Here is a 17184-nt window from a genome sequence, read left to right as displayed (position 1 = left end):
AAGCCGTATAAATTTTGTTGATAAATCCGAATAGAGTATCTTTGAGCCGTAAACGGTCTAAAAAATATTTTTAAAATAATTTTCCAATGGACATATCAGCGATAAGACAGGGTTTAAGCATAACGGCAGTACTGGCACATTACGGGTTGAGAACGGATAAGAACCAAAGATTAAACTGTCCGTTCCATAACGACAAAACGCCCAGTATGCAGGTGTATGAAAAGACAGGTACAGTATATTGTTTTAGTAGCAATTGCAAAACACACGGCAAAGCAATAGACGTAATAGATTTTATCCTGTACAAAGAAAGCTGCACCAAGCACGAAGCCATAGAAAAAGCAAAAACAATGATAAATAGCGGGTTAATATTGAATAATGTAAAGCAAGGAACAGCACCAAAAGAAGAACCACCAACAGACCCAAGCATCTTACAGCACTTAGAAAAAACCTTTGCTTCATCGGTATGGCACAGCGAACCGGCGAAGCAGTACTGCAAGCAAAGAGCCTTGAACATAGAAAAGCTGAAAGGCTTTATCGGCTTCAATAGCGGGCAGTTCGACCACAGCAGCAGAAAAGACCAAAGCCTGATAGCACAATGCGTAAACATAGGGATGCTGCAACCATTGCAAAGAACCAATAACCAAACAGGCGAAAACGTAAGCTATAAAGTATTTGCAAAGCACTGCCTTACCTTTATGCTCCGGGACAAAACCGGAAACCCTGTAAGTCTTTACGGACGGAGCATCCACAACAACAGCGAGAGCAAACATTTTTACTTAAAGAACCGCAGGGGCTTATATCCGAATTATCCCAAACCGGAAACTACCAAGCTGATACTGACTGAAAGCATTATAGATGCAGCTTCGCTAATACAGATAAAAGAAACTGTGCAAAATGCTTGTCAGACTGAGCTTGTCGAAGTCCTTGCCCTATACGGAACCAACGGCTTAACGGACGAACACACCGAAGCGGTGAGCCAATTACAGCAACTGGATGAAATCATTTTTATGCTCGACAATGATGCAGCAGGCAAACAAGGAAGAAAATCCCCATTTTCAAATGGCTACCGTCCTTTATTTAATATTAAAAATAATAAATTTTCAGGAAGAATTAAATTAGAAAACAAAGAACAGTTATTTCCTGGAGAGAAAGTGAATGTAATTATTGAATTTCTGACTGATGATTTAGATATACACAAAGGAGAAATAATAACATTTGATGAAGGAACAAGCATAATAATTGGAGAAGTAAAAATTTTAACTATTTCACAATAATATTTATAAATGAAAAAACTCGCAATTAAAAAATCAACATAAATATTAACGAATTGGAATTTCTTTTTTTTTAATAGTTTAACTATAGTGTTATTTGCTTAATCTGATATTTAAGTTGTTTTAAAATCTATTTAGACGGGCTTTATTACAATCGGTTTAGGTATTACGATAGTAATACAGGAACTTATATAAGCCAAGACCCGATAAAACTTGAAGGATACAACCCGAATTTTTATGCCTATACCTATAACTCGAACACAATGGTTGACCCGTCAGATTAGATTAAATATTTTACAGAGCTATCTTTAAATAACATGCTTAAATACTGGAAAGAATAAAGAAGTTATCTCCAACAAAAAAAATTTACCTTTCAAACTCAGGATTTTTCTTATAATTACAGGGGGGAATTTATAAATTTACCATGATAGATGAAACTACAGAGGTATTAGAAAACATAGGTGTTAGAGATCAATCAAAGTTAGTAAAATCTGGATAGAATGGGAACTTCTGCATATTTTAAGCAAGAAAAAGTTGGTAAGAATGTCAAAATTAATATTGGACTAGGCAAAAAACTTGATATATTTAATGAAAATATTATATCATTTGATGACGTAAGTATCGATAATATAAGCATAAAAGTAAATAATCATGGTATCTAAAGAGGAAAGTTTAATTTATAATTTATTGACTAATAAAATAGATTTAAAATCATTTTATAAGAAATATCCAGTAAATCTGAACGAAAATAGAGATTATTTTTATAGAAAACTATTGGAATCTATTAATTTAAAAGACTTAGATAAGATAGAAGTATATCTGGATATAGAAGAATATTTGCATGATGATGAGTATATTAAAAATAAACTTGATAGAATTTATAAAGAGTTAATAACAAAAGATTGGATATCCTATTCTTTTTTAGAAAGACTATTAGATTCAATAGAAATAAGTGTAAAAAATAAAAAGTATTTTTCAGAAATACTAAATATTAACAAGTTTGATAAGAATGATACTAATAATATAGAGACATTTATGGTCCCCATATGGAAGAAATGTCTTTGGGATCTATACAAAATAGGAATTGATAATGAAACTCTAAATATCATAGAAAAATATTTAGACTCACCTTATGAAGATTTAAATAATACTGCAAAAACATTAATTAAAAAAATTAAAAGTCAGCATTAATTGACCCTATAAATAAATTTGTGCATTTGCTTATATTTGAACTACTGTAATGAGTTAAAAATAATTCCTTGGCAGGGTAGTAAATTCACTGGGAATTTAGATGATTTTATGAAAGCCGCAAAAGAGGCATATAAAGATATTGATACAAAAGGTGTCTTAAAATTTCCAGGAAAAAATGGACGAATTGTACAAAAGAACCTTACTCCATTAGAAGCCTTAGAAGAAATAAAAAAAAGATAAAAAGTAAATCATTAATTAACTTTTTTAATAAAAATAAATTGTTAAGTGATGATACTGTTGAAAAGGGAATTATCTTACCTATAAATACAATGTCCTTTAATCAATTTTATTTTGACTTTATAACAGAAAATAAAAAACAAACTTATTTTTTAGCTAATAATTGGACTAAAATAGCTGAAAAAGAGATTTTTAATTTAGACATAAATGAAAATGAACTTTGGATATGTAGCATGGATGTTCTTAATGCATGGGATATAAATAAATTTACTTAAAATATTTTAGGTTATACTACAAAAAATGGAGTAGAAGGCAAAGAGTCGTTTTATTATGAAGCTCAAAAAATAAATTTTGCTTCAGGAAAATATCTTGTTACGCTACATGGATACAAAAGGATAAAACATAACGAACCTGTAAATGATGATGAAGACTATGGGCTTGGCTTTGAATTAAAGAAAGTAGATGATTTTTCCATTAATTCAGAAATTCCTGAAAATATAAATTTTGAAATTGTTGATTAACAATATTGAAATAAAAGCCAACTCATAAAAGTTGGCTTAGTAAATATTAGGGCAGTATGAGGATGTTGAAACGGGGCTTTATTATAACCGCTTCCGATATTACGACAGTAATACAGGAACTTATATAAGCGAAGACCCCATAAAACTTGAAGGAAACAATCCAAATTTTTATGCAAATGTGTATGATTCGAATACGATGGTTGATCCTCTGGGGTTGGATTTACATCATATTATACCCAATCTGATATTTAAAGAATTTAGAAAAAATTTAGAATGGTAGTTGTTATATACAAAATGTATCTAAAAAAGCACAAGATTTAAATAATATAGAAAAAAATGAAATATAAAAAATTCGATGTTTCTTATGATCCAGTAATTACTGGAATTAATAATGGTGGAGCACAATTAGAATTAAAAGAAAATAAATCTTTCATCTCTAAAGAGGAAAAAAATAAATTTAACAAATATATTGATGAGAATTTAAATAATAGAGACAGAGTTTTTTTAAAAACTTTCAAATCTATTAATGAGGAACAAATATCTTCAATAAAATATTATCCAACGCGAAAAAAAATAAAAAGAACAGATTTTATAAGTTATTTGCCTTATGAATTTGGATTAAATTATATAATTTCAGAAAAGGCTTATGATGTAATTAAAATGTATAAAATCCCATCATTATTAAATAAAATTAATATAGGTATTGAAGGATGGGAAAATGATAAATTTTATTTGATAGGTTTTCCGATGATTCCTGATACCGAAATAGATTTAAAAAAATCCATTTTTTATGACACACAAAGAAATGAAAAAGTTAACTTCAAAAGTTATCAAGATTATAACGAGATAAATTTTAATCTAGTAGCATTGAATCTATTTCTACTTAATAAGTATCATTATGATATTATTAATATACAAGGAAAAGGTATGTTTTTTTCAGAAGACCTAATTTATGCATTAAAAGAAAATAATATTATTGGTTTTGAAATTAGAGAAATTATTTTAGAAAATTAGATAATACATTAATAACTAAATAAAAAAGCCTACTCAATGAGTCGGCTTTTTAAATTTAGAATATTATTCAACTGGTCTAAAAGTTCTCATTCCGAATTAGGGAGTAAGGATTTAACAAGCAAAAAAAGGTTATAAAAATCTAACGTAGAATGGCAGAGCGTAAGCCCTTTACACTCCGTTTCCGCTAAAAGGTCTGTTTACTCGATAATACAAATAGAGTTAAGCATAAAACCTAAATTCTTGTCATCAGGAATCAATAAGATTTTGGTAAATTAGTTAAGAATTCTTGAGGATTAATGAGTAAATTTATACCTAAATACGATTTAGAAAAAGCACCAGCTAAAAATTAGTTCCTAAAGCAGGGTTATACAATAAAAAATCTTATAACAAACACTGTAGTTTAAAAGAGTATAAAAGGAATTAATACGGCAAAAATTTATTAGCTAGAGAAATTAGGGAACTTAAAAGAGTATATCCAGATATTCCAAATTCAAAGCTAAAAGAGCTCATAGAGCTTAATAAAGAAGTGTGTCCTGAAGCGTTTAAAAAATCTAAAATAAAATGTAAATAAATATGAACGATGTAGAATTTGTAAATAATATAATTATAGAAGTATTAAAAAATAATTTAGATCATTATAAAGACAATTTAAGTAATTTGGATAATAAACAAGATGAATTACCAGAAGGGGAATGGAAATATGGAGTATCTCTTTATAATAAGTTAGATGTAAAAGACAAAGATAAATTTATATCTTTTTTAAAATTATCAATTACAGATACAATTTCTAATTTATTAGGTATTATTGACGGTGTCAGTTATCTGAAAGGGCAAGAGGAAGATTTCCAATTTTCATATAAAGGAAAAAAACTTAATGGAAATCTACAGGATATATTTTTAGAGGAAATAGAAGATGAAAGTTAATAATTAAATTATAACATTGGAACATGAAACGGGGCTTTATCATAATTAGTTACGATATTATAATTCTGCAACCAGCTTATATATTAGCCAAGACCCGATAAAACTTGAAGGAAACTATTATTTTCATGGTTAAGAATCCTCAATCCTGCTGTTCTCATCAATCCTTTTAATATACTCTTTTAACTTTGTTAACTTAATCTATTTTTTAGATAAAAATAGTTATTAATTTGAGTGTGTATCTGATTTTATGATTCTATTTTCATGTTCAATTAACCATTTTTTCTTTCTAATCCACCACCATAGCCAATAAGTTCGCCATTTGTGCCGATTACTCGATGGCAAGGTATAATGATCGCAACTCGGTTATAGCCATTTGCGCTGGCTACGGCTCGGATTGCTTGTGGTTTATTAATCTTTTGCGCTTGTTTTTTATAGGTGGTTAATTCGCCATAAGGAATTTGCTTTAAGCAATCCCAAACGGTTTGTTGAAATAACGTACCTGGGGTATGTAAGGCAATGGTAAAATCTTTTCTTGTTCCCTTAAAATATTCGGCAATTTGAACTTTAGTTTGTTTAATATGTTCATTTTCACCAAATATAATCTTCATTTTTAGTAGAGATTGTAGTTGTTCAAATTCGGTTTCTAGCATTCTTCGATCTACAAATTCTAGTAGACAAACTCCGAGACTAGTTGCGCAAACAAACATTGGGCCGAGCGGGGTAGTAAAACGGTCAATTAAAATGATGTCTTGTTGATTGCTAGTTGAAGGTGATTTTTTCATGATTTTTTTGTAGGTGTAACCAAATCCACTTAAGGAGTTGTAGCCACTATCCATTGCAGTATTAATCACATTTTTTCCTGATTTTAATTCTTGGAAAGCATTGTTAATTCGATACATTCGTTGATAAGCATGGAAGGTGATCCCATAGTGTTTTTTGAACCATCTGCGAATAATTTCAGGGCTTAATTGATTTTGTCTTAATTGATAATCGGTAATCTTATTTTTAGGATTATTGCTAATTAATGATATTGCTTTAATTATTGCGCCTGGTGCAGCGTTTTCAGTGGGTCTACATATTTTGCAAGGTCGATAACCCGCATCAAGAGCTGATTTGAATGAAGAGAAAAATTCAACATTTTCAAATTTTGGTTTTCTGGCTCGGCATGTAGCAATACAAAAAACTGAAGTGGTTTTAACTCCAGCATAGAAAACTCCAACATAACTTTCATCTTTTTCAAGTAACGCTTTGTAATAAATTTTTTTTTGATTAAGCATTTTATATCTTAATTTTTAACTGTTAAATGATGGATCAAGCTTATTAAAAAAAGCTTTTGTTTCGCAAAATTGACAACTATTTTTATTTAATCTTTTATTATATTTTTTATCGATATGAAAAAAATAGATTGATAAATTAATCAATATCAATCTAATATTAAAGCGTCACTCAATTACACACGATTTATATAATCAAATTTTCTAATTTATTAAAATCTCTTCTAAAATTTTATAGGTTTTCAGTATTAACTTTAATATTTATTGTTTTACTAGCTTAGGTCTTTAACATTTGGAGAGTACTATGCTTAACTATCTGGATTTTATTATTATTGCTTTAAAGTTATTGGTTGTTTTTATATGTATCGTTTTATTCTTAAAAATAACAGGTAAAACATCACTATCGCAAATGTCGAGCATTGATTTTATAGGGAATATGATATTAGGTGGGATTGCAGGTGGAATTATCTATAATCCTAAATTGACCATATATGATTTTATTGTTGTCTTGTTGATGTGGACAGCAATCATGTATACCTCTAATTATTTAAAAAAACGAAGTCAAAATGCTAAAGCCTTTATTGTTGGTAATCCAATTATATTAATGGATCATGGAAAATTAAAATTGGATGCTTTCACCTCGATTAATTTAGATTTGGCTAGTTTTGCAGTACTACTCAGAATGAAGAATGTTTTCAACATTCATTGTGTTGAAAAAGCTATTTTGGAGCCTAATGGGCAATTATCAATAGTTAAAAAAGGGGATAAGGACATATCCGTCATTGTATTAGAAAACGAACAACCCGTTGATAATGTTTTAGAGCAACTAGGTAAGGATGAAAAATGGTTAAAATCCGCGTTAGCTGATCAAGGTTATAAAAGTTTTGAAGGGCTTTATTGCGTTGAGTATTATGATCATCATCTTTTTGTTATACCAAATGATGCTATACATTAAGGTTGCGACTTTGTCGATTTTAGATGATTAACCATACAAATTAGTTATATGGTTAATCATATTAAGCAAAATTAATTAATCTGCATACAGTGGTGATAAGTTTAGTGATTTAGTTATAAAGTTTTTCACTGAGAGGGATTTCAGTTCATTTTGTATCGACAATGCTTGTTCTTTAGAATCACAACGAGTGAAAACACATGCTCCTGTCCCAGTTAGCCTTGTTGGAGCAAATTGGGACAAATACGATATAAGCTGATCGACTTGAGGATAACGTTCACGCACAATAGGTTCACAATCGTTAGTAAACTTATCAAAAGGAAATGACATTAATTGTTCAATAGTTCGTTTAGGTGTGTCACGCTGTAATTTAGGATCGTTAAATACTTTAACTGTTGAAATTTCAATATTAGGACAACTAACTAAATACCAATATTGAGGAATATCAACTTGTTGAAACTGATCGCCGATACCTTCAGCAAATGCTGAGTGACCATAAATGAAAATAGGCACATCGGCTCCAATTGAACTGCCTATTGTTATTAAAGTTTGTTGCTCAATATTTAAATTCCATAATTGGTTTAAAGCAACAAGAACTGTTGCAGCATTGGAAGACGCACCGCCAAGTCCTCCTCCCATTGGGATCATTTTCTCTATAGCAATATCCACACCGAGTTCACTATTATTTGCATAGGATTTTAACCGCTGAGCTGCAATAGTGATTAGATTTTTATCTTCAGGGACTTGTTCAAATTGAGTTAATAATCTTATTTTACCATCATTGTGAACATTAAAAGTCAGTTTGTCGCAAAGATCAATAAACTGGAATAATGTCTGTAAATTGTGATAATTGTCTGGACGACGTCCAGTAATGTATAAAAATAAATTTAATTTAGCTGGCGATAACCAATGTTTCATATTCTGTTCCGTTAGTTTAACGTCCAGTTGCTAATTTTTAAGCGAATAAGTTCATCATCATGTGAAAGTTCAATGATGGTGGGTAAATCAACTTTTTTATTTTTGAAAGTATAAGTTGCATAGCTCAAAATCTTTAATGTCCATTTATTGTTATTTTGCATAAAAGATGTTGATGCAAGCCTACCTGAGTTATCTAATTTATCTGTTTGGTTATCATCAGAAAATCCTTTTAACCAATTATGTAAAGAGTTAAGAGGAATGTTGATGTTAGAAACTTTTTTCATTAATCTTTCAATATTAACATCATTATAACGTCCACCATTTTTATCCACTAATTCGGCATAGTTTGGTTCCGACTTTAGTGTTAAAATATTGGTGCCTACAGGTGTCGTTAATTTGACCTCATAATTATCTTGTGATTGTTGAATAATAAGGAAACGACCATAGTTTTTCGTTTTTGTTCCAGTATGAGCAATACTACCATTAACCTTAAAAGAATTAATTTGTTCAAGTATCTGTTTATGGCTTTGCCATTGTTGCTCGATTGATGCATTAGATTGGTATTTTGTTGTTTGACATGCAGTAATCATTAATGGCAATATAAAAAGTAATGCAAATTTGATTTTTGTCATAAAATAACTCTTAAGTAGTTATGGTCAAAAGTAGGGCATATTATAGCTGATAATTTTGCGAATAAGAAAAAGTAACTGTAATTAACCTTTATTATTTTTTTAGCTATAATATTTAAATTTAGACGCTTTATAAACTATTATAAAAGAATCAATGCAATGTCTATTACAGTATTGGGTGTAAACCATAAAAGTGCGTCAGTCGCTTTAAGAGAAAAAATTGCTTTTTCTAATGAGATTATTGATAAGGCATTATACAGTCTATATCAGCATCCTTTAATTACTGGGTGCGTCATTTTATCAACTTGTAATCGCACAGAAATTTACCTAAGTTATGAGGATGAGGCAGATTTTTTTCGAGTAAAGCAATCTGTTGAAAATTGGTTAGGACAATTTCATCACGTTGATTTGGATGTTTTTAATAAGTCACTATATTGCTATGAAGGCCTGAAAGCTGTCGAACATCTTATGTCTGTTGCTTGTGGTATTGATTCGTTAATTATTGGTGAGCCTCAAATTCTTGGCCAAGTAAAACAAGCTTATAATTTTGCTCAACAAAATAATTGTTTGTCAGTTCAGCTTGAAAAACTCTTTCAATCTATCTTTCATGTAGCCAAAATTGTTCGGACTGAAACTAATATTGGAGCAAATACCGCTTCGGTAGCTTATGCGGCGTGCTTAGTTGCGCGTGATCTTTTCTCTGATGCGTCTGAGTTAAGTGTAATGTTAGTTGGAGCGGGTGAGACAATTGAACTTATTTCTCGCTACTTAAAACATCATGGATTTAAAAATGTTATTGTTGCTAATCGAACAAGAGATAAAGCGCTAAAATTAGCATCTATTATTGATGCTGAGATCATCTCTTTACCCGATATTGCTAATCGACTCAAAGAGGTTGATATTGTCATTAGTTCAACTGCTAGTCCTTTACCTATTATTGGCAAAGGGATGGTTGAACGGACACTACATGAACGAAATAATAATCCAATGTTATTTATCGATTTAGCCGTTCCTCGTGATGTTGAGTCAGAAATTAGTCAACTCGAAAATGTTTATCTTTATACTGTTGATGATCTGCAACAAACCGTTCAGAACAATCTAGAACAACGGATTATTGCCGCCAATGAAGCTGAATATATTATTCATGAGCAAGCTGAGTTGTATATCGATTGGCTAAAAACCAGACATGCTGTTGAATATGTAAAGCAATATCGCCATAATGCACAAGTTATTAAGCGTGAATTAGAATTAAAAGCGTTAAAAGCAATTAAGCAAGGTGCCAATATTGATGATGTATTTTTTGAGTTTTCACATAAATTGACTAATAAATTGATTCATGCACCAACACAAACTTTGCTTGAAGCGGCAACACATGATTGTGATGATTGTTTTAAAATATTAAGTAAAGGATTAGGCTTAAAAGAGCTTTAATAGTTGTTGATCTTCATAGGAAGAGATAGATTGGATCAAATTGAATTTTTTGACATACAAAGCCCATGTAGACGAGTATGTGAGACAGATAAGCAAGGTTATTGCATCAAATGCTTTCGTTCCAGGGAGGAAAGATTCAATTGGTTAAAATTTTCAGATGTTCAAAAACAAGAAATTTTGCGATTATGTAAGCAAAGGGCATTAAGACGCCGCTATCAATTATTACAACAACAAAATAATAATCAAATAAATACTGCACAAATCGATTTCACTTTCTAATAAAAAATAGCCATTCTTATATATCTTGTATTCAATCTAAACTCGGAGTAGCATTTTTATTCAGGTTAAGTCGATTTATTTTAATTACCTGCAAATTAATTGGAATTTAAAATATGAAAATGTGTATTGCTTGTGGTATGCCAATGACAGCTATTGCTGATTATCCTTTACATGATTTGTCGAAAAACTACTGTAAACATTGCGCTCATTCAGATGGTTCAATGAAAACCTTTGATGAAAAATGGCAAGAAGTTACTCTTAAATATTCAAATAACCATAATGTTGATTATTTAGTGGCAAAAGAGACCGCTTATACTATTTTAAAAAAATTACCTGCTTGGAAACGTAAATGGTAGTAGAAATTTTAGGCAACTAACTGCGTTTATAATAATATCTGTTGCAGATATCACAAAGCTTAGTATAATTGCCAACGTTTACTTATTTACACTTCAGATGCCAGTGTGGCGAAATTGGTAGACGCAGCGGATTCAAAATCCGCCGCCCTTAAAAGCGTGTCGGTTCGAGTCCGACCACTGGCACCACATAAACACCAATTAAATCAATTTGTTATATTATTTGTTTGCTGCTTTACAGCTAAACAAAATACATGCTTGGAATTCACTTAGAATATACAGTTAGAATAAATTTTCTTTTTTGGTTGGATTTAAGGTTGGTGTAACTTTAACTTTTCGGTCATAAGTATTAACTTGTGCTTCAGTTTTGTGACCACTAAATAGCTGTTTATCTTTGGTCGCACCCTCGTAGTCTGAAATAGCTTTAGCTTTAATGTCATGAAATGTGCAATCGATTTCTCTACCTAATTTTTCTTCTGCTTTTCGTTTTGCATCCAGCCAATATGAATTAAATGTTTTTTGAATCAATGCTTCTCCTGACCGGTTAAGTAAAACCAATGAATCGGATGAAGAGGGCGGAAATAGTTTTGTGGCTAAATCAATAGCTTTTTTTAGCCTTTCTGTCCACTGCTTGATTTGTTTTTTACCTGTTTTTCCTTGTTTGATATACAAGCCTTCTTTTAGAATCTGGTTATGTTTTAGATTAAGTATATCACCTTGTCGAGCAGCACATAAATATGATATTTCCATTGCGACTTTAATAATATCTATAGCTTCATCATAGATAGTGTAGTATTCGATATCGTCGATATATTTATCTCTTGGTGTGATCGTAAAATTCTTAATCCCTGTGCATGGATTAATTTTACAATATCCACGTTCATATCCCCAACCAAATGTAACAGACATATAGGATAGCTCATGATTTGCTTGCACTTCGCTTTGCTCCCCTCTGATATCCATGTAACGACGTATATGTTCTGGTCTAATATTATCAACGTTTATATTTCCAAACACAGGTAATATTTTTTTAGCTCCTTTTAGCTTATCTTTTTGTGAGCGTGACGCTAGTTTATTAAACCCTGCGCTTTTTAAATACATGTTCCATAATTTACTAAACGTCATCACTTTCTGTTGTTCTGCAATTACCCCATCATACTTTGCCCATAATTCGACCATACTCATGTTTATAGAGCCTAGCGTAATTGTTTTGTTTTCTCTTGTTTTTAAATAGTAGGAATATTTGTTTTTAGATACACGAGGGGGGAGTATGTTATCTTTTTTGTCTTTACGGTTCCTTGCCATTTAAAGCTCCAAAATCTGGTTCTTGTTGCTTATTCTCGATTATTACTTTTTGATTTAATGATGCACGTAGAATGATTGGCTTACCAAGCAAGTTGACATGAAAGTAAAAATTGTTTTCTTTTAACCATTTTATTTGAAGACTTTTATTTTTTCTACCTGTCAATAATTGTAACTCATCATCAGTTAATATAATTGACTCGTTCATACTTATACCTCCTAAATCAATCATTTTAATTTTTTTGCATCATGGTTTATCGTAAAATTCCTTTTCAGTCATATAACCGAGGTAACTAGCTGAGGTTATAAGTATGCTATCGACATAACTATCAATACTGTTTCTCGCTAATTCTGAAACATAATCAAATGTTGATTGTGTTACGTTGAAAGTATTCTGTGATACAGTTTTACACCCGTAGCCGTCTCTACCATTTGTGCATTGAAATTTATATGCAAATAAGAAATAGTGTTGCTTGCGTTGTTTAAATTTCTTTTTCATTTAAACCGTACCCCTACTTTCACCTGTCCCCGACATTATTTGACGTGGTTTCATTGATCACCTCTACGAGCGTATCATCGCTGATAGCATTTACACCAAATGCTAATGATTTGTTGATGTTGATTATGATGTTTTCATTTGTCGTTTGATTGTGTGCTATAATATATTTATCATCATAGAATTGTTGCATAAACCTTGTTCCTACCTGATTTTTAATTTCAGCAAACCTTATGAATTTAAGATTTTTTAGTTTTTCATTAATATCCTTGACGCTAACCCATTCGTCCTGTTTTGAAAACGCTAACGACTGATCAATCATGCCTAAACCAGTAACTACATCACATTTACCGCCACAAAACGGGCAGGGTTTTAATTGTTTAGTCATAATCATTTCCTTTAGATAATAGTTAATTGTTTCATGTAACGAATCATTTCAGAGCCAACCCATTTTGCAACCGGAACGGATACTCCATTGCCTATTTGCTTGTAAGCCGAATTATCTGAAACTGGGAAAGTAAAGTTATCGTCCACACCTTGTAAACGCGCATACTCACGAACAGAGTAAGGACGAACACCGTGCGGATAATGCTTATCTACTACTAGGCGAGTGCTTTTATCTTTAGCATAATGAGCTACACACGTTGGAGCTATATCGCCATTATCGGGATTAGATATAATTGGTTTGTCTCTATACTTACCGCTGAGACGTGCATAGACAGATTGAGTGATGCTTACTTGTGGCTCATCTTCCAATATTTCAGATAATTTAATCGGACGTGTATTTTCTGGAGGTCTGATACTAAAATGTCGTTTTGTGCCGATGATAATTAATCTGTCGCGCCGTTGAGGTAACCACATTTCAGATTTAATGGGACAAAACACCTGAACATAATAATCGGGCATTTTTGTCATTGCTTCAATTACCACAGGAAAGGCTTTCATTCCTGGTACATTCTCAACAACATAAAACTCAGGTCGAGCGATAGCTAAGTGACGTAGAGCATGTAGAAATAACTCATCACCAGTTCTTGTACCGTTCAGGTTTGCCGCCGTGCTATATTTAGTACACGGATATGTAAAAACCATTCCGTGACAACTGTCTTGCTCAAGCACTAATTCACTTGTTAGGTCGCATTCTTTTACATGATTTCCAATATTAGCTCGATATGTTTTACACGCATCTTTGTCTAATTCAAAGGCTTGATTAATTGTTATGCCAGACTTAATTAATCCTGAATCCATTAGACCTGCGCCACAAAAATAGCTATTGACGGTAATATTCATTTTAAAACCTTTAGATAATAGAAATCGCACACTAAATAATCAGCGTGAGAATTTAATTTAAATTAATAGGATAGGGTGGATATCAAACGAGTTATGAACAGATTCGGGGGATTAATTCGCTAATTTTATTATCTAATTCATCAAACGTGATAAATTTTGAGTTTGAAAGCTCTTTATATAAGTTAATCCAATATACAACCCATTTTCTTTGAGTGTTATTTGATGCTCTTAAATAATTTTGCATTTTTATTGATTCAAGGCTTTCGCCGTTACAATGAAGTTGCCATCGAATTAACGACAAAACGCTTTTATAAAGTTCTTTTGTGCCGTGTTCATATGAGCTATATTTAGTAATAGCACACTGAGACAGATCATTAGGGTTAAAGTAATAATCAAACAAACAGCTCACACTAACATTATTTAGTAAAGTAATGGTTTTTCTGCTTGGAATTTTCATCATTCACTCCAAAGTTAACAAAAAACCGCTACATGAGCGGTTATATTAATAACTAATCAGCATCAGAACGGGATATTGTCGTCAAAATCCGTTTCTTGTGTTGATTGTGAATTGTTTTGTTGTTGCGATTGTTGCTGGCTAGGTTGAACTTGTCCATCCAATTTTTTAGTTGGTTGAATTTGATTTACACGCAAGCATGGCTTTGTGACTGTCACGCCGTTCTTTTCCCATTCTTCAACATAAAATTCACCACTTACAGCTACCAAATCACCTTTTTTAATATTTGGAGCAAAAATTTCTGCCACTTTGCCCCATATAACACACTTGATCCATGCTGTTTTTTGATTATCTCCGTAACCAGCTTTAACTGGTAAACTAAATTCACTAACTGCTGTGCCGTTTTGTAAATACCGTAATTCAGCATCCTGACCGACGTTACCTGTTGCTGTCATTGTATTAATTGCCATTTTCTCTCTCCAATTGGTTTTTAGCATTTTCTAACGCCATCACCTTGTGCATCTCTTCAAGCACTAAGAGGAGCGATTCTTTCAATTCATCATCGTGGGCGCTCACCTTAAGTTCAACCTCGCTTACTCCGAATGTCATTTCGTCGATAGGTTTTGGCGAGGATAAACAACTAAACGGTTCGTTTTCTAACTGATACAATGCCGATTCTTGAGTTTCGGCTTCAATTTCAAATTGGTATTTTGCTTCTGAAGTTATTAAAAAAGTGCCTGTAAATCTAGCCACGCAAATTACTATTTTTTTGCCTTTTTCTGTTACCTCAATAAATTTAGACATTATTTAAGCCTCTCTCATAATTAACTATTACATTTCCGCATTTGAACGGCACAATCAAAATTAGGCACGTTTCAAAGTTACAGCTATTAACTGGTTTTGTGCCGTCAGGTAATAAATACTGATAGCGTCCATCAGGAACATAAATAATGCAGTCTTGACCGTGTACATTTTCATGCCATTGCTTGGTTGCAGGGGTGTAGGGCAGAACCATCAATACTGATTTCCCCCATTTTTTAGATTGTTCAACCGCTTTCTTAAAAAAATCCCATTTTTTGGAAAATGGCGGATTACAAAAAGAGGGAGTGCTATTTTGCAATGTAAACCACTCATTATTGAGCGCATTTTGAGTTTCAGATATATAAGCAAACGATTTATTAATTTTGATACTTTCAACAGAACAGCAGACATCTGTATCAAAGCTTGTAACGCCCAGTAATTTTAATGCATCATTGATAAGTTCTGGACTTGTTCGCCAATAATCTTTGTTCTGCTTCTCTGTTTGTGATTTGTGTGTTATTGCCATAATTACCCCAATAAAAAGCCGTCATTTAGACGACTAAACTGCTTCTATTTGTTTGATTCTTTCATCAAGTTCTTGTAGAAATTTAATAACCTCTATTTCGATTTCTTGAGCTAAATTTTCGTCATAATAAATTCGAACACATTTGTAACTTAAATTGTCTGGCAATCTATCGTCATAACTCACAAAATCACACCATTTCCGACCTGTACAAATCATTTGCCATTGCATTTGTAATATGTATTCTCGTTTGGGTTTCAGTGACTGAATGAATTCTAAATGTGTCCATGTGTTAGGGCATTTTATTTCGATTAGTCCGTCATCATTTACTAGCCCGTCAGGACTAGCGCCTGCGTTTTCGATTGTGGGATGGGGTATAAAGCCAACCTCGCTTACCTTGCAAAGGTTTTCAAGCTCGTAGCAACGTCTGGCTTCAGGTTCTAATTCAGTGCCTCGTTGCATTGCTGCGTTAGAGTATGATTCGGTCGGTTTTTCTGTTAGTCTCTCGCAAATTAGCTGAGTCATGTAATTTTGACGGCTAGCTGCATAGCCGTTTTTTATTTTTGTCATCACATCGCTAATTTTGCTTGCTGTTACTTTACCAAGCCTAGCCTGAAACCACTCATCAGTTCGTTGCTCCATGTTCTTTTGCCTTGTTTACAAATTCATTCATTTTATCTGTCCCGATTATGTCACGTTGTTTTTTCGTCAGTGACTTCCAAAAATTACGGAACAAATCAAGACCATTAACAATATGTTGTTCGCATAATGATAAAAGTAGATTTAAATATTCAGGATCGACGGTGTTACCATTTATTCTTCCATCCATGTCGTCATCGGCTGTTGTGATTCCTAAAGCGCCAATTAATGTGTACCTTTGCAAATAGGTAACAGTTGAACCGATAGCTTGAACGTCATTTTTACTACCTGTTTTATCAGGTGATGCGTTCATTGTAGTAGATTCTTTATGACCGTCTAAATGGCTGACGATGCAAGATACAGTTATTCCGTTGCTATGGTCTTGCTCAAATCTAATGCTCAACCCGTTATTAAATAAAACGTCTTTAATTTGAGCGATAATATCTCCAAGCGGTGTATATTTATAATGATGTCCATCTTTCTTTTTTATGAGAGTTGGACACTGTTGCTGAAACTTGGCTAGTGCGTGATTAAATGCTTTTTGTGCCTGTGATTTTTCCCAACGCTCTTGCAAGTCCATCAGCTTTTCAAGGCTTGCTATGTCCGTGCCTTTTGTAATTGCTTTGTCAATTAAATTTATTGGTAAAAAATCAGTATTTGCTTGAATAATTTCTGTTGCCATTTTTAT

The 17184-nt window shown here is 32.2% G+C and carries 27 protein-coding genes and 1 tRNA gene; 14 read left to right on the top strand and 14 right to left on the bottom strand.

Going from position 1 to position 17184, the window contains the following annotated elements; translation table 11 throughout:
- Positions 1 to 86: 86 nt before the first annotated feature.
- The 9 genes from J3U16_RS06520 (at position 87) to J3U16_RS06485 (ending at position 5158) form a co-directional block, all read left to right on the top strand.
- Positions 87 to 1274 (top strand): CHC2 zinc finger domain-containing protein, encoded by a 1188-nt coding sequence (locus J3U16_RS06520; RefSeq protein WP_267330331.1) that lies wholly within the window; start codon positions 87 to 89, stop codon positions 1272 to 1274.
- Positions 1275 to 1399: 125 nt separating this feature from the next.
- The gene (locus J3U16_RS12115; RefSeq protein ID WP_416379933.1) at positions 1400 to 1555 is read left to right on the top strand and encodes an RHS repeat-associated core domain-containing protein; all 156 of its coding nucleotides are present in this window, start codon (positions 1400 to 1402) and stop codon (positions 1553 to 1555) included.
- A 216-nt stretch (positions 1556 to 1771) separates the two neighbouring features.
- Complete coding sequence (locus tag J3U16_RS06515; RefSeq protein WP_267330332.1) at positions 1772 to 1933, top strand: hypothetical protein; 162 nt, start codon at positions 1772 to 1774, stop codon at positions 1931 to 1933.
- Complete coding sequence (locus J3U16_RS06510) at positions 1923 to 2462, top strand: hypothetical protein (RefSeq protein WP_267330333.1); 540 nt, start codon at positions 1923 to 1925, stop codon at positions 2460 to 2462. The genes J3U16_RS06515 and J3U16_RS06510 overlap by 11 nt, the downstream gene beginning before the upstream one ends.
- 108 nt (positions 2463 to 2570) lie before the next feature.
- Complete coding sequence (locus tag J3U16_RS06505; RefSeq protein WP_267330334.1) at positions 2571 to 2702, top strand: hypothetical protein; 132 nt, start codon at positions 2571 to 2573, stop codon at positions 2700 to 2702.
- Between the two features lie 38 nt (positions 2703 to 2740).
- Positions 2741 to 2974, top strand: coding sequence for a hypothetical protein (locus J3U16_RS06500; protein WP_267342698.1), 234 nt, complete (start codon positions 2741 to 2743; stop codon positions 2972 to 2974).
- A 289-nt stretch (positions 2975 to 3263) separates the two neighbouring features.
- Positions 3264 to 3500 (top strand): RHS repeat-associated core domain-containing protein, encoded by a 237-nt coding sequence (locus J3U16_RS06495; protein ID WP_267338774.1) that lies wholly within the window; start codon positions 3264 to 3266, stop codon positions 3498 to 3500.
- 56 nt (positions 3501 to 3556) lie between these two features.
- Positions 3557 to 4234, top strand: a complete 678-nt coding sequence (locus J3U16_RS06490) for a hypothetical protein (RefSeq protein WP_267330335.1) — start codon at positions 3557 to 3559, stop codon at positions 4232 to 4234.
- A 573-nt stretch (positions 4235 to 4807) separates the two neighbouring features.
- Positions 4808 to 5158 (top strand): hypothetical protein, encoded by a 351-nt coding sequence (locus tag J3U16_RS06485; protein WP_267330336.1) that lies wholly within the window; start codon positions 4808 to 4810, stop codon positions 5156 to 5158.
- A 269-nt stretch (positions 5159 to 5427) separates the two neighbouring features.
- On the opposite strand, the gene J3U16_RS06480 is transcribed toward J3U16_RS06485, so the two are convergent.
- Positions 5428 to 6435 (bottom strand): bifunctional transcriptional activator/DNA repair enzyme AdaA, encoded by a 1008-nt coding sequence (locus tag J3U16_RS06480; protein ID WP_267342697.1) that lies wholly within the window; start codon positions 6433 to 6435, stop codon positions 5428 to 5430.
- Positions 6436 to 6736: 301 nt separating this feature from the next.
- On the opposite strand from J3U16_RS06480, the gene J3U16_RS06475 reads away from it, so the two are divergent.
- Complete coding sequence (locus J3U16_RS06475) at positions 6737 to 7387, top strand: DUF421 domain-containing protein (RefSeq protein WP_081299555.1); 651 nt, start codon at positions 6737 to 6739, stop codon at positions 7385 to 7387.
- A gap of 75 nt (positions 7388 to 7462) precedes the next feature.
- Here the strand turns inward: J3U16_RS06475 and ispE are convergent, their stop codons facing one another.
- Together ispE and lolB are read right to left on the bottom strand one after the other, a co-directional pair.
- Positions 7463 to 8302 carry a 4-(cytidine 5'-diphospho)-2-C-methyl-D-erythritol kinase gene (ispE, locus tag J3U16_RS06470; protein WP_267342696.1) on the bottom strand — a complete coding sequence of 280 codons (840 nt, stop codon included), beginning with the start codon at positions 8300 to 8302 and terminating at the stop codon, positions 7463 to 7465.
- Between the two features lie 11 nt (positions 8303 to 8313).
- Positions 8314 to 8934, bottom strand: coding sequence for a lipoprotein insertase outer membrane protein LolB (gene lolB, locus J3U16_RS06465; RefSeq protein ID WP_267342695.1), 621 nt, complete (start codon positions 8932 to 8934; stop codon positions 8314 to 8316).
- 156 nt (positions 8935 to 9090) lie between these two features.
- On the opposite strand from lolB, the gene hemA reads away from it, so the two are divergent.
- The 4 genes from hemA to J3U16_RS06450 all read left to right on the top strand — a co-directional run bounded on the left by hemA (position 9091) and on the right by J3U16_RS06450 (position 11183).
- Positions 9091 to 10362 (top strand): glutamyl-tRNA reductase, encoded by a 1272-nt coding sequence (hemA, locus tag J3U16_RS06460; RefSeq protein ID WP_267342694.1) that lies wholly within the window; start codon positions 9091 to 9093, stop codon positions 10360 to 10362.
- A 30-nt stretch (positions 10363 to 10392) separates the two neighbouring features.
- On the top strand, positions 10393 to 10641 hold the full coding sequence (locus tag J3U16_RS12110) for a DUF1289 domain-containing protein (RefSeq protein ID WP_065563430.1): 249 nt from the start codon (positions 10393 to 10395) through the stop codon (positions 10639 to 10641).
- A 113-nt stretch (positions 10642 to 10754) separates the two neighbouring features.
- Positions 10755 to 10997, top strand: coding sequence for a zinc ribbon domain-containing protein (locus tag J3U16_RS06455; protein WP_065563429.1), 243 nt, complete (start codon positions 10755 to 10757; stop codon positions 10995 to 10997).
- A gap of 99 nt (positions 10998 to 11096) precedes the next feature.
- A tRNA-Leu gene (locus J3U16_RS06450) sits at positions 11097 to 11183 on the top strand.
- Between the two features lie 93 nt (positions 11184 to 11276).
- Here the strand turns inward: J3U16_RS06450 and J3U16_RS06445 are convergent.
- From J3U16_RS06445 to J3U16_RS06395, 11 genes are all read right to left on the bottom strand, one after another.
- Positions 11277 to 12299 (bottom strand): tyrosine-type recombinase/integrase, encoded by a 1023-nt coding sequence (locus J3U16_RS06445; protein WP_267342693.1) that lies wholly within the window; start codon positions 12297 to 12299, stop codon positions 11277 to 11279.
- Complete coding sequence (locus tag J3U16_RS06440) at positions 12283 to 12504, bottom strand: DUF4224 domain-containing protein (RefSeq protein ID WP_267342691.1); 222 nt, start codon at positions 12502 to 12504, stop codon at positions 12283 to 12285. The genes J3U16_RS06445 and J3U16_RS06440 overlap by 17 nt, the downstream gene beginning before the upstream one ends.
- Positions 12505 to 12543: 39 nt before the next feature.
- Positions 12544 to 12795, bottom strand: coding sequence for a hypothetical protein (locus J3U16_RS06435; RefSeq protein WP_267342689.1), 252 nt, complete (start codon positions 12793 to 12795; stop codon positions 12544 to 12546).
- A gap of 19 nt (positions 12796 to 12814) precedes the next feature.
- Entirely contained in the window at positions 12815 to 13180 is a 366-nt protein-coding gene (locus tag J3U16_RS06430; protein ID WP_267342687.1) for a hypothetical protein, read from the bottom strand.
- 11 nt (positions 13181 to 13191) lie between these two features.
- On the bottom strand, positions 13192 to 14079 hold the full coding sequence (locus tag J3U16_RS06425; RefSeq protein WP_267342686.1) for a DNA cytosine methyltransferase: 888 nt from the start codon (positions 14077 to 14079) through the stop codon (positions 13192 to 13194).
- 91 nt (positions 14080 to 14170) lie between these two features.
- The gene (locus tag J3U16_RS06420; RefSeq protein WP_267342685.1) at positions 14171 to 14536 is read right to left on the bottom strand and encodes a hypothetical protein; all 366 of its coding nucleotides are present in this window, start codon (positions 14534 to 14536) and stop codon (positions 14171 to 14173) included.
- Between the two features lie 62 nt (positions 14537 to 14598).
- Positions 14599 to 15003 (bottom strand): single-stranded DNA-binding protein, encoded by a 405-nt coding sequence (locus J3U16_RS06415; RefSeq protein WP_267342684.1) that lies wholly within the window; start codon positions 15001 to 15003, stop codon positions 14599 to 14601.
- Positions 14993 to 15337 carry a hypothetical protein gene (locus J3U16_RS06410; RefSeq protein ID WP_267342683.1) on the bottom strand — a complete coding sequence of 115 codons (345 nt, stop codon included), beginning with the start codon at positions 15335 to 15337 and terminating at the stop codon, positions 14993 to 14995. Before J3U16_RS06410 ends, J3U16_RS06415 begins: the two co-directional genes overlap by 11 nt.
- Positions 15330 to 15860 carry a DNA N-6-adenine-methyltransferase gene (locus J3U16_RS06405; protein ID WP_267342682.1) on the bottom strand — a complete coding sequence of 177 codons (531 nt, stop codon included), beginning with the start codon at positions 15858 to 15860 and terminating at the stop codon, positions 15330 to 15332. Before J3U16_RS06405 ends, J3U16_RS06410 begins: the two co-directional genes overlap by 8 nt.
- Positions 15861 to 15893: 33 nt before the next feature.
- The gene (locus J3U16_RS06400; protein ID WP_267342680.1) at positions 15894 to 16499 is read right to left on the bottom strand and encodes a lambda exonuclease family protein; all 606 of its coding nucleotides are present in this window, start codon (positions 16497 to 16499) and stop codon (positions 15894 to 15896) included.
- Positions 16483 to 17178 carry an ERF family protein gene (locus J3U16_RS06395; RefSeq protein WP_267342678.1) on the bottom strand — a complete coding sequence of 232 codons (696 nt, stop codon included), beginning with the start codon at positions 17176 to 17178 and terminating at the stop codon, positions 16483 to 16485. The genes J3U16_RS06400 and J3U16_RS06395 overlap by 17 nt, the downstream gene beginning before the upstream one ends.
- Positions 17179 to 17184: the final 6 nt, after the last annotated feature.

The sequence above is a fragment of the Gilliamella sp. B3023 genome, from assembly GCF_026536845.1.
Lineage (GTDB): Bacteria > Pseudomonadota > Gammaproteobacteria > Enterobacterales > Orbaceae > Gilliamella > Gilliamella apicola_E.
This window is presented reverse-complemented; position numbering and strand designations above follow the sequence as displayed.

What these genes read in the sequence shown, in the direction of transcription:
- J3U16_RS06445 (WP_267342693.1), bottom strand. Translation starts at nt 12,299, where the DNA reads ATGGCAAGGAACCGTAAAGACAAAAAAGATAACATACTCCCCCCTCGT.
- J3U16_RS06420 (WP_267342685.1), bottom strand. Translation starts at nt 14,536, where the DNA reads ATGAAAATTCCAAGCAGAAAAACCATTACTTTACTAAATAATGTTAGT.
- J3U16_RS06405 (WP_267342682.1), bottom strand. Translation starts at nt 15,860, where the DNA reads ATGGCAATAACACACAAATCACAAACAGAGAAGCAGAACAAAGATTAT.
- J3U16_RS06435 (WP_267342689.1), bottom strand. Translation starts at nt 12,795, where the DNA reads ATGAAAAAGAAATTTAAACAACGCAAGCAACACTATTTCTTATTTGCA.
- J3U16_RS06475 (WP_081299555.1), top strand. Translation starts at nt 6,737, where the DNA reads ATGCTTAACTATCTGGATTTTATTATTATTGCTTTAAAGTTATTGGTT.
- J3U16_RS06455 (WP_065563429.1), top strand. Translation starts at nt 10,755, where the DNA reads ATGAAAATGTGTATTGCTTGTGGTATGCCAATGACAGCTATTGCTGAT.
- ispE (WP_267342696.1), bottom strand. Translation starts at nt 8,302, where the DNA reads ATGAAACATTGGTTATCGCCAGCTAAATTAAATTTATTTTTATACATT.
- J3U16_RS06430 (WP_267342687.1), bottom strand. Translation starts at nt 13,180, where the DNA reads ATGACTAAACAATTAAAACCCTGCCCGTTTTGTGGCGGTAAATGTGAT.
- J3U16_RS06505 (WP_267330334.1), top strand. Translation starts at nt 2,571, where the DNA reads ATGAAAGCCGCAAAAGAGGCATATAAAGATATTGATACAAAAGGTGTC.
- hemA (WP_267342694.1), top strand. Translation starts at nt 9,091, where the DNA reads ATGTCTATTACAGTATTGGGTGTAAACCATAAAAGTGCGTCAGTCGCT.
- J3U16_RS06395 (WP_267342678.1), bottom strand. Translation starts at nt 17,178, where the DNA reads ATGGCAACAGAAATTATTCAAGCAAATACTGATTTTTTACCAATAAAT.
- J3U16_RS06425 (WP_267342686.1), bottom strand. Translation starts at nt 14,079, where the DNA reads ATGAATATTACCGTCAATAGCTATTTTTGTGGCGCAGGTCTAATGGAT.
- J3U16_RS06520 (WP_267330331.1), top strand. Translation starts at nt 87, where the DNA reads ATGGACATATCAGCGATAAGACAGGGTTTAAGCATAACGGCAGTACTG.
- J3U16_RS06490 (WP_267330335.1), top strand. Translation starts at nt 3,557, where the DNA reads ATGAAATATAAAAAATTCGATGTTTCTTATGATCCAGTAATTACTGGA.
- J3U16_RS06510 (WP_267330333.1), top strand. Translation starts at nt 1,923, where the DNA reads ATGGTATCTAAAGAGGAAAGTTTAATTTATAATTTATTGACTAATAAA.
- J3U16_RS06440 (WP_267342691.1), bottom strand. Translation starts at nt 12,504, where the DNA reads ATGAACGAGTCAATTATATTAACTGATGATGAGTTACAATTATTGACA.
- lolB (WP_267342695.1), bottom strand. Translation starts at nt 8,934, where the DNA reads ATGACAAAAATCAAATTTGCATTACTTTTTATATTGCCATTAATGATT.
- J3U16_RS06515 (WP_267330332.1), top strand. Translation starts at nt 1,772, where the DNA reads ATGGGAACTTCTGCATATTTTAAGCAAGAAAAAGTTGGTAAGAATGTC.
- J3U16_RS06480 (WP_267342697.1), bottom strand. Translation starts at nt 6,435, where the DNA reads ATGCTTAATCAAAAAAAAATTTATTACAAAGCGTTACTTGAAAAAGAT.
- J3U16_RS06410 (WP_267342683.1), bottom strand. Translation starts at nt 15,337, where the DNA reads ATGTCTAAATTTATTGAGGTAACAGAAAAAGGCAAAAAAATAGTAATT.
- J3U16_RS06485 (WP_267330336.1), top strand. Translation starts at nt 4,808, where the DNA reads ATGAACGATGTAGAATTTGTAAATAATATAATTATAGAAGTATTAAAA.
- J3U16_RS06400 (WP_267342680.1), bottom strand. Translation starts at nt 16,499, where the DNA reads ATGGAGCAACGAACTGATGAGTGGTTTCAGGCTAGGCTTGGTAAAGTA.
- J3U16_RS06415 (WP_267342684.1), bottom strand. Translation starts at nt 15,003, where the DNA reads ATGGCAATTAATACAATGACAGCAACAGGTAACGTCGGTCAGGATGCT.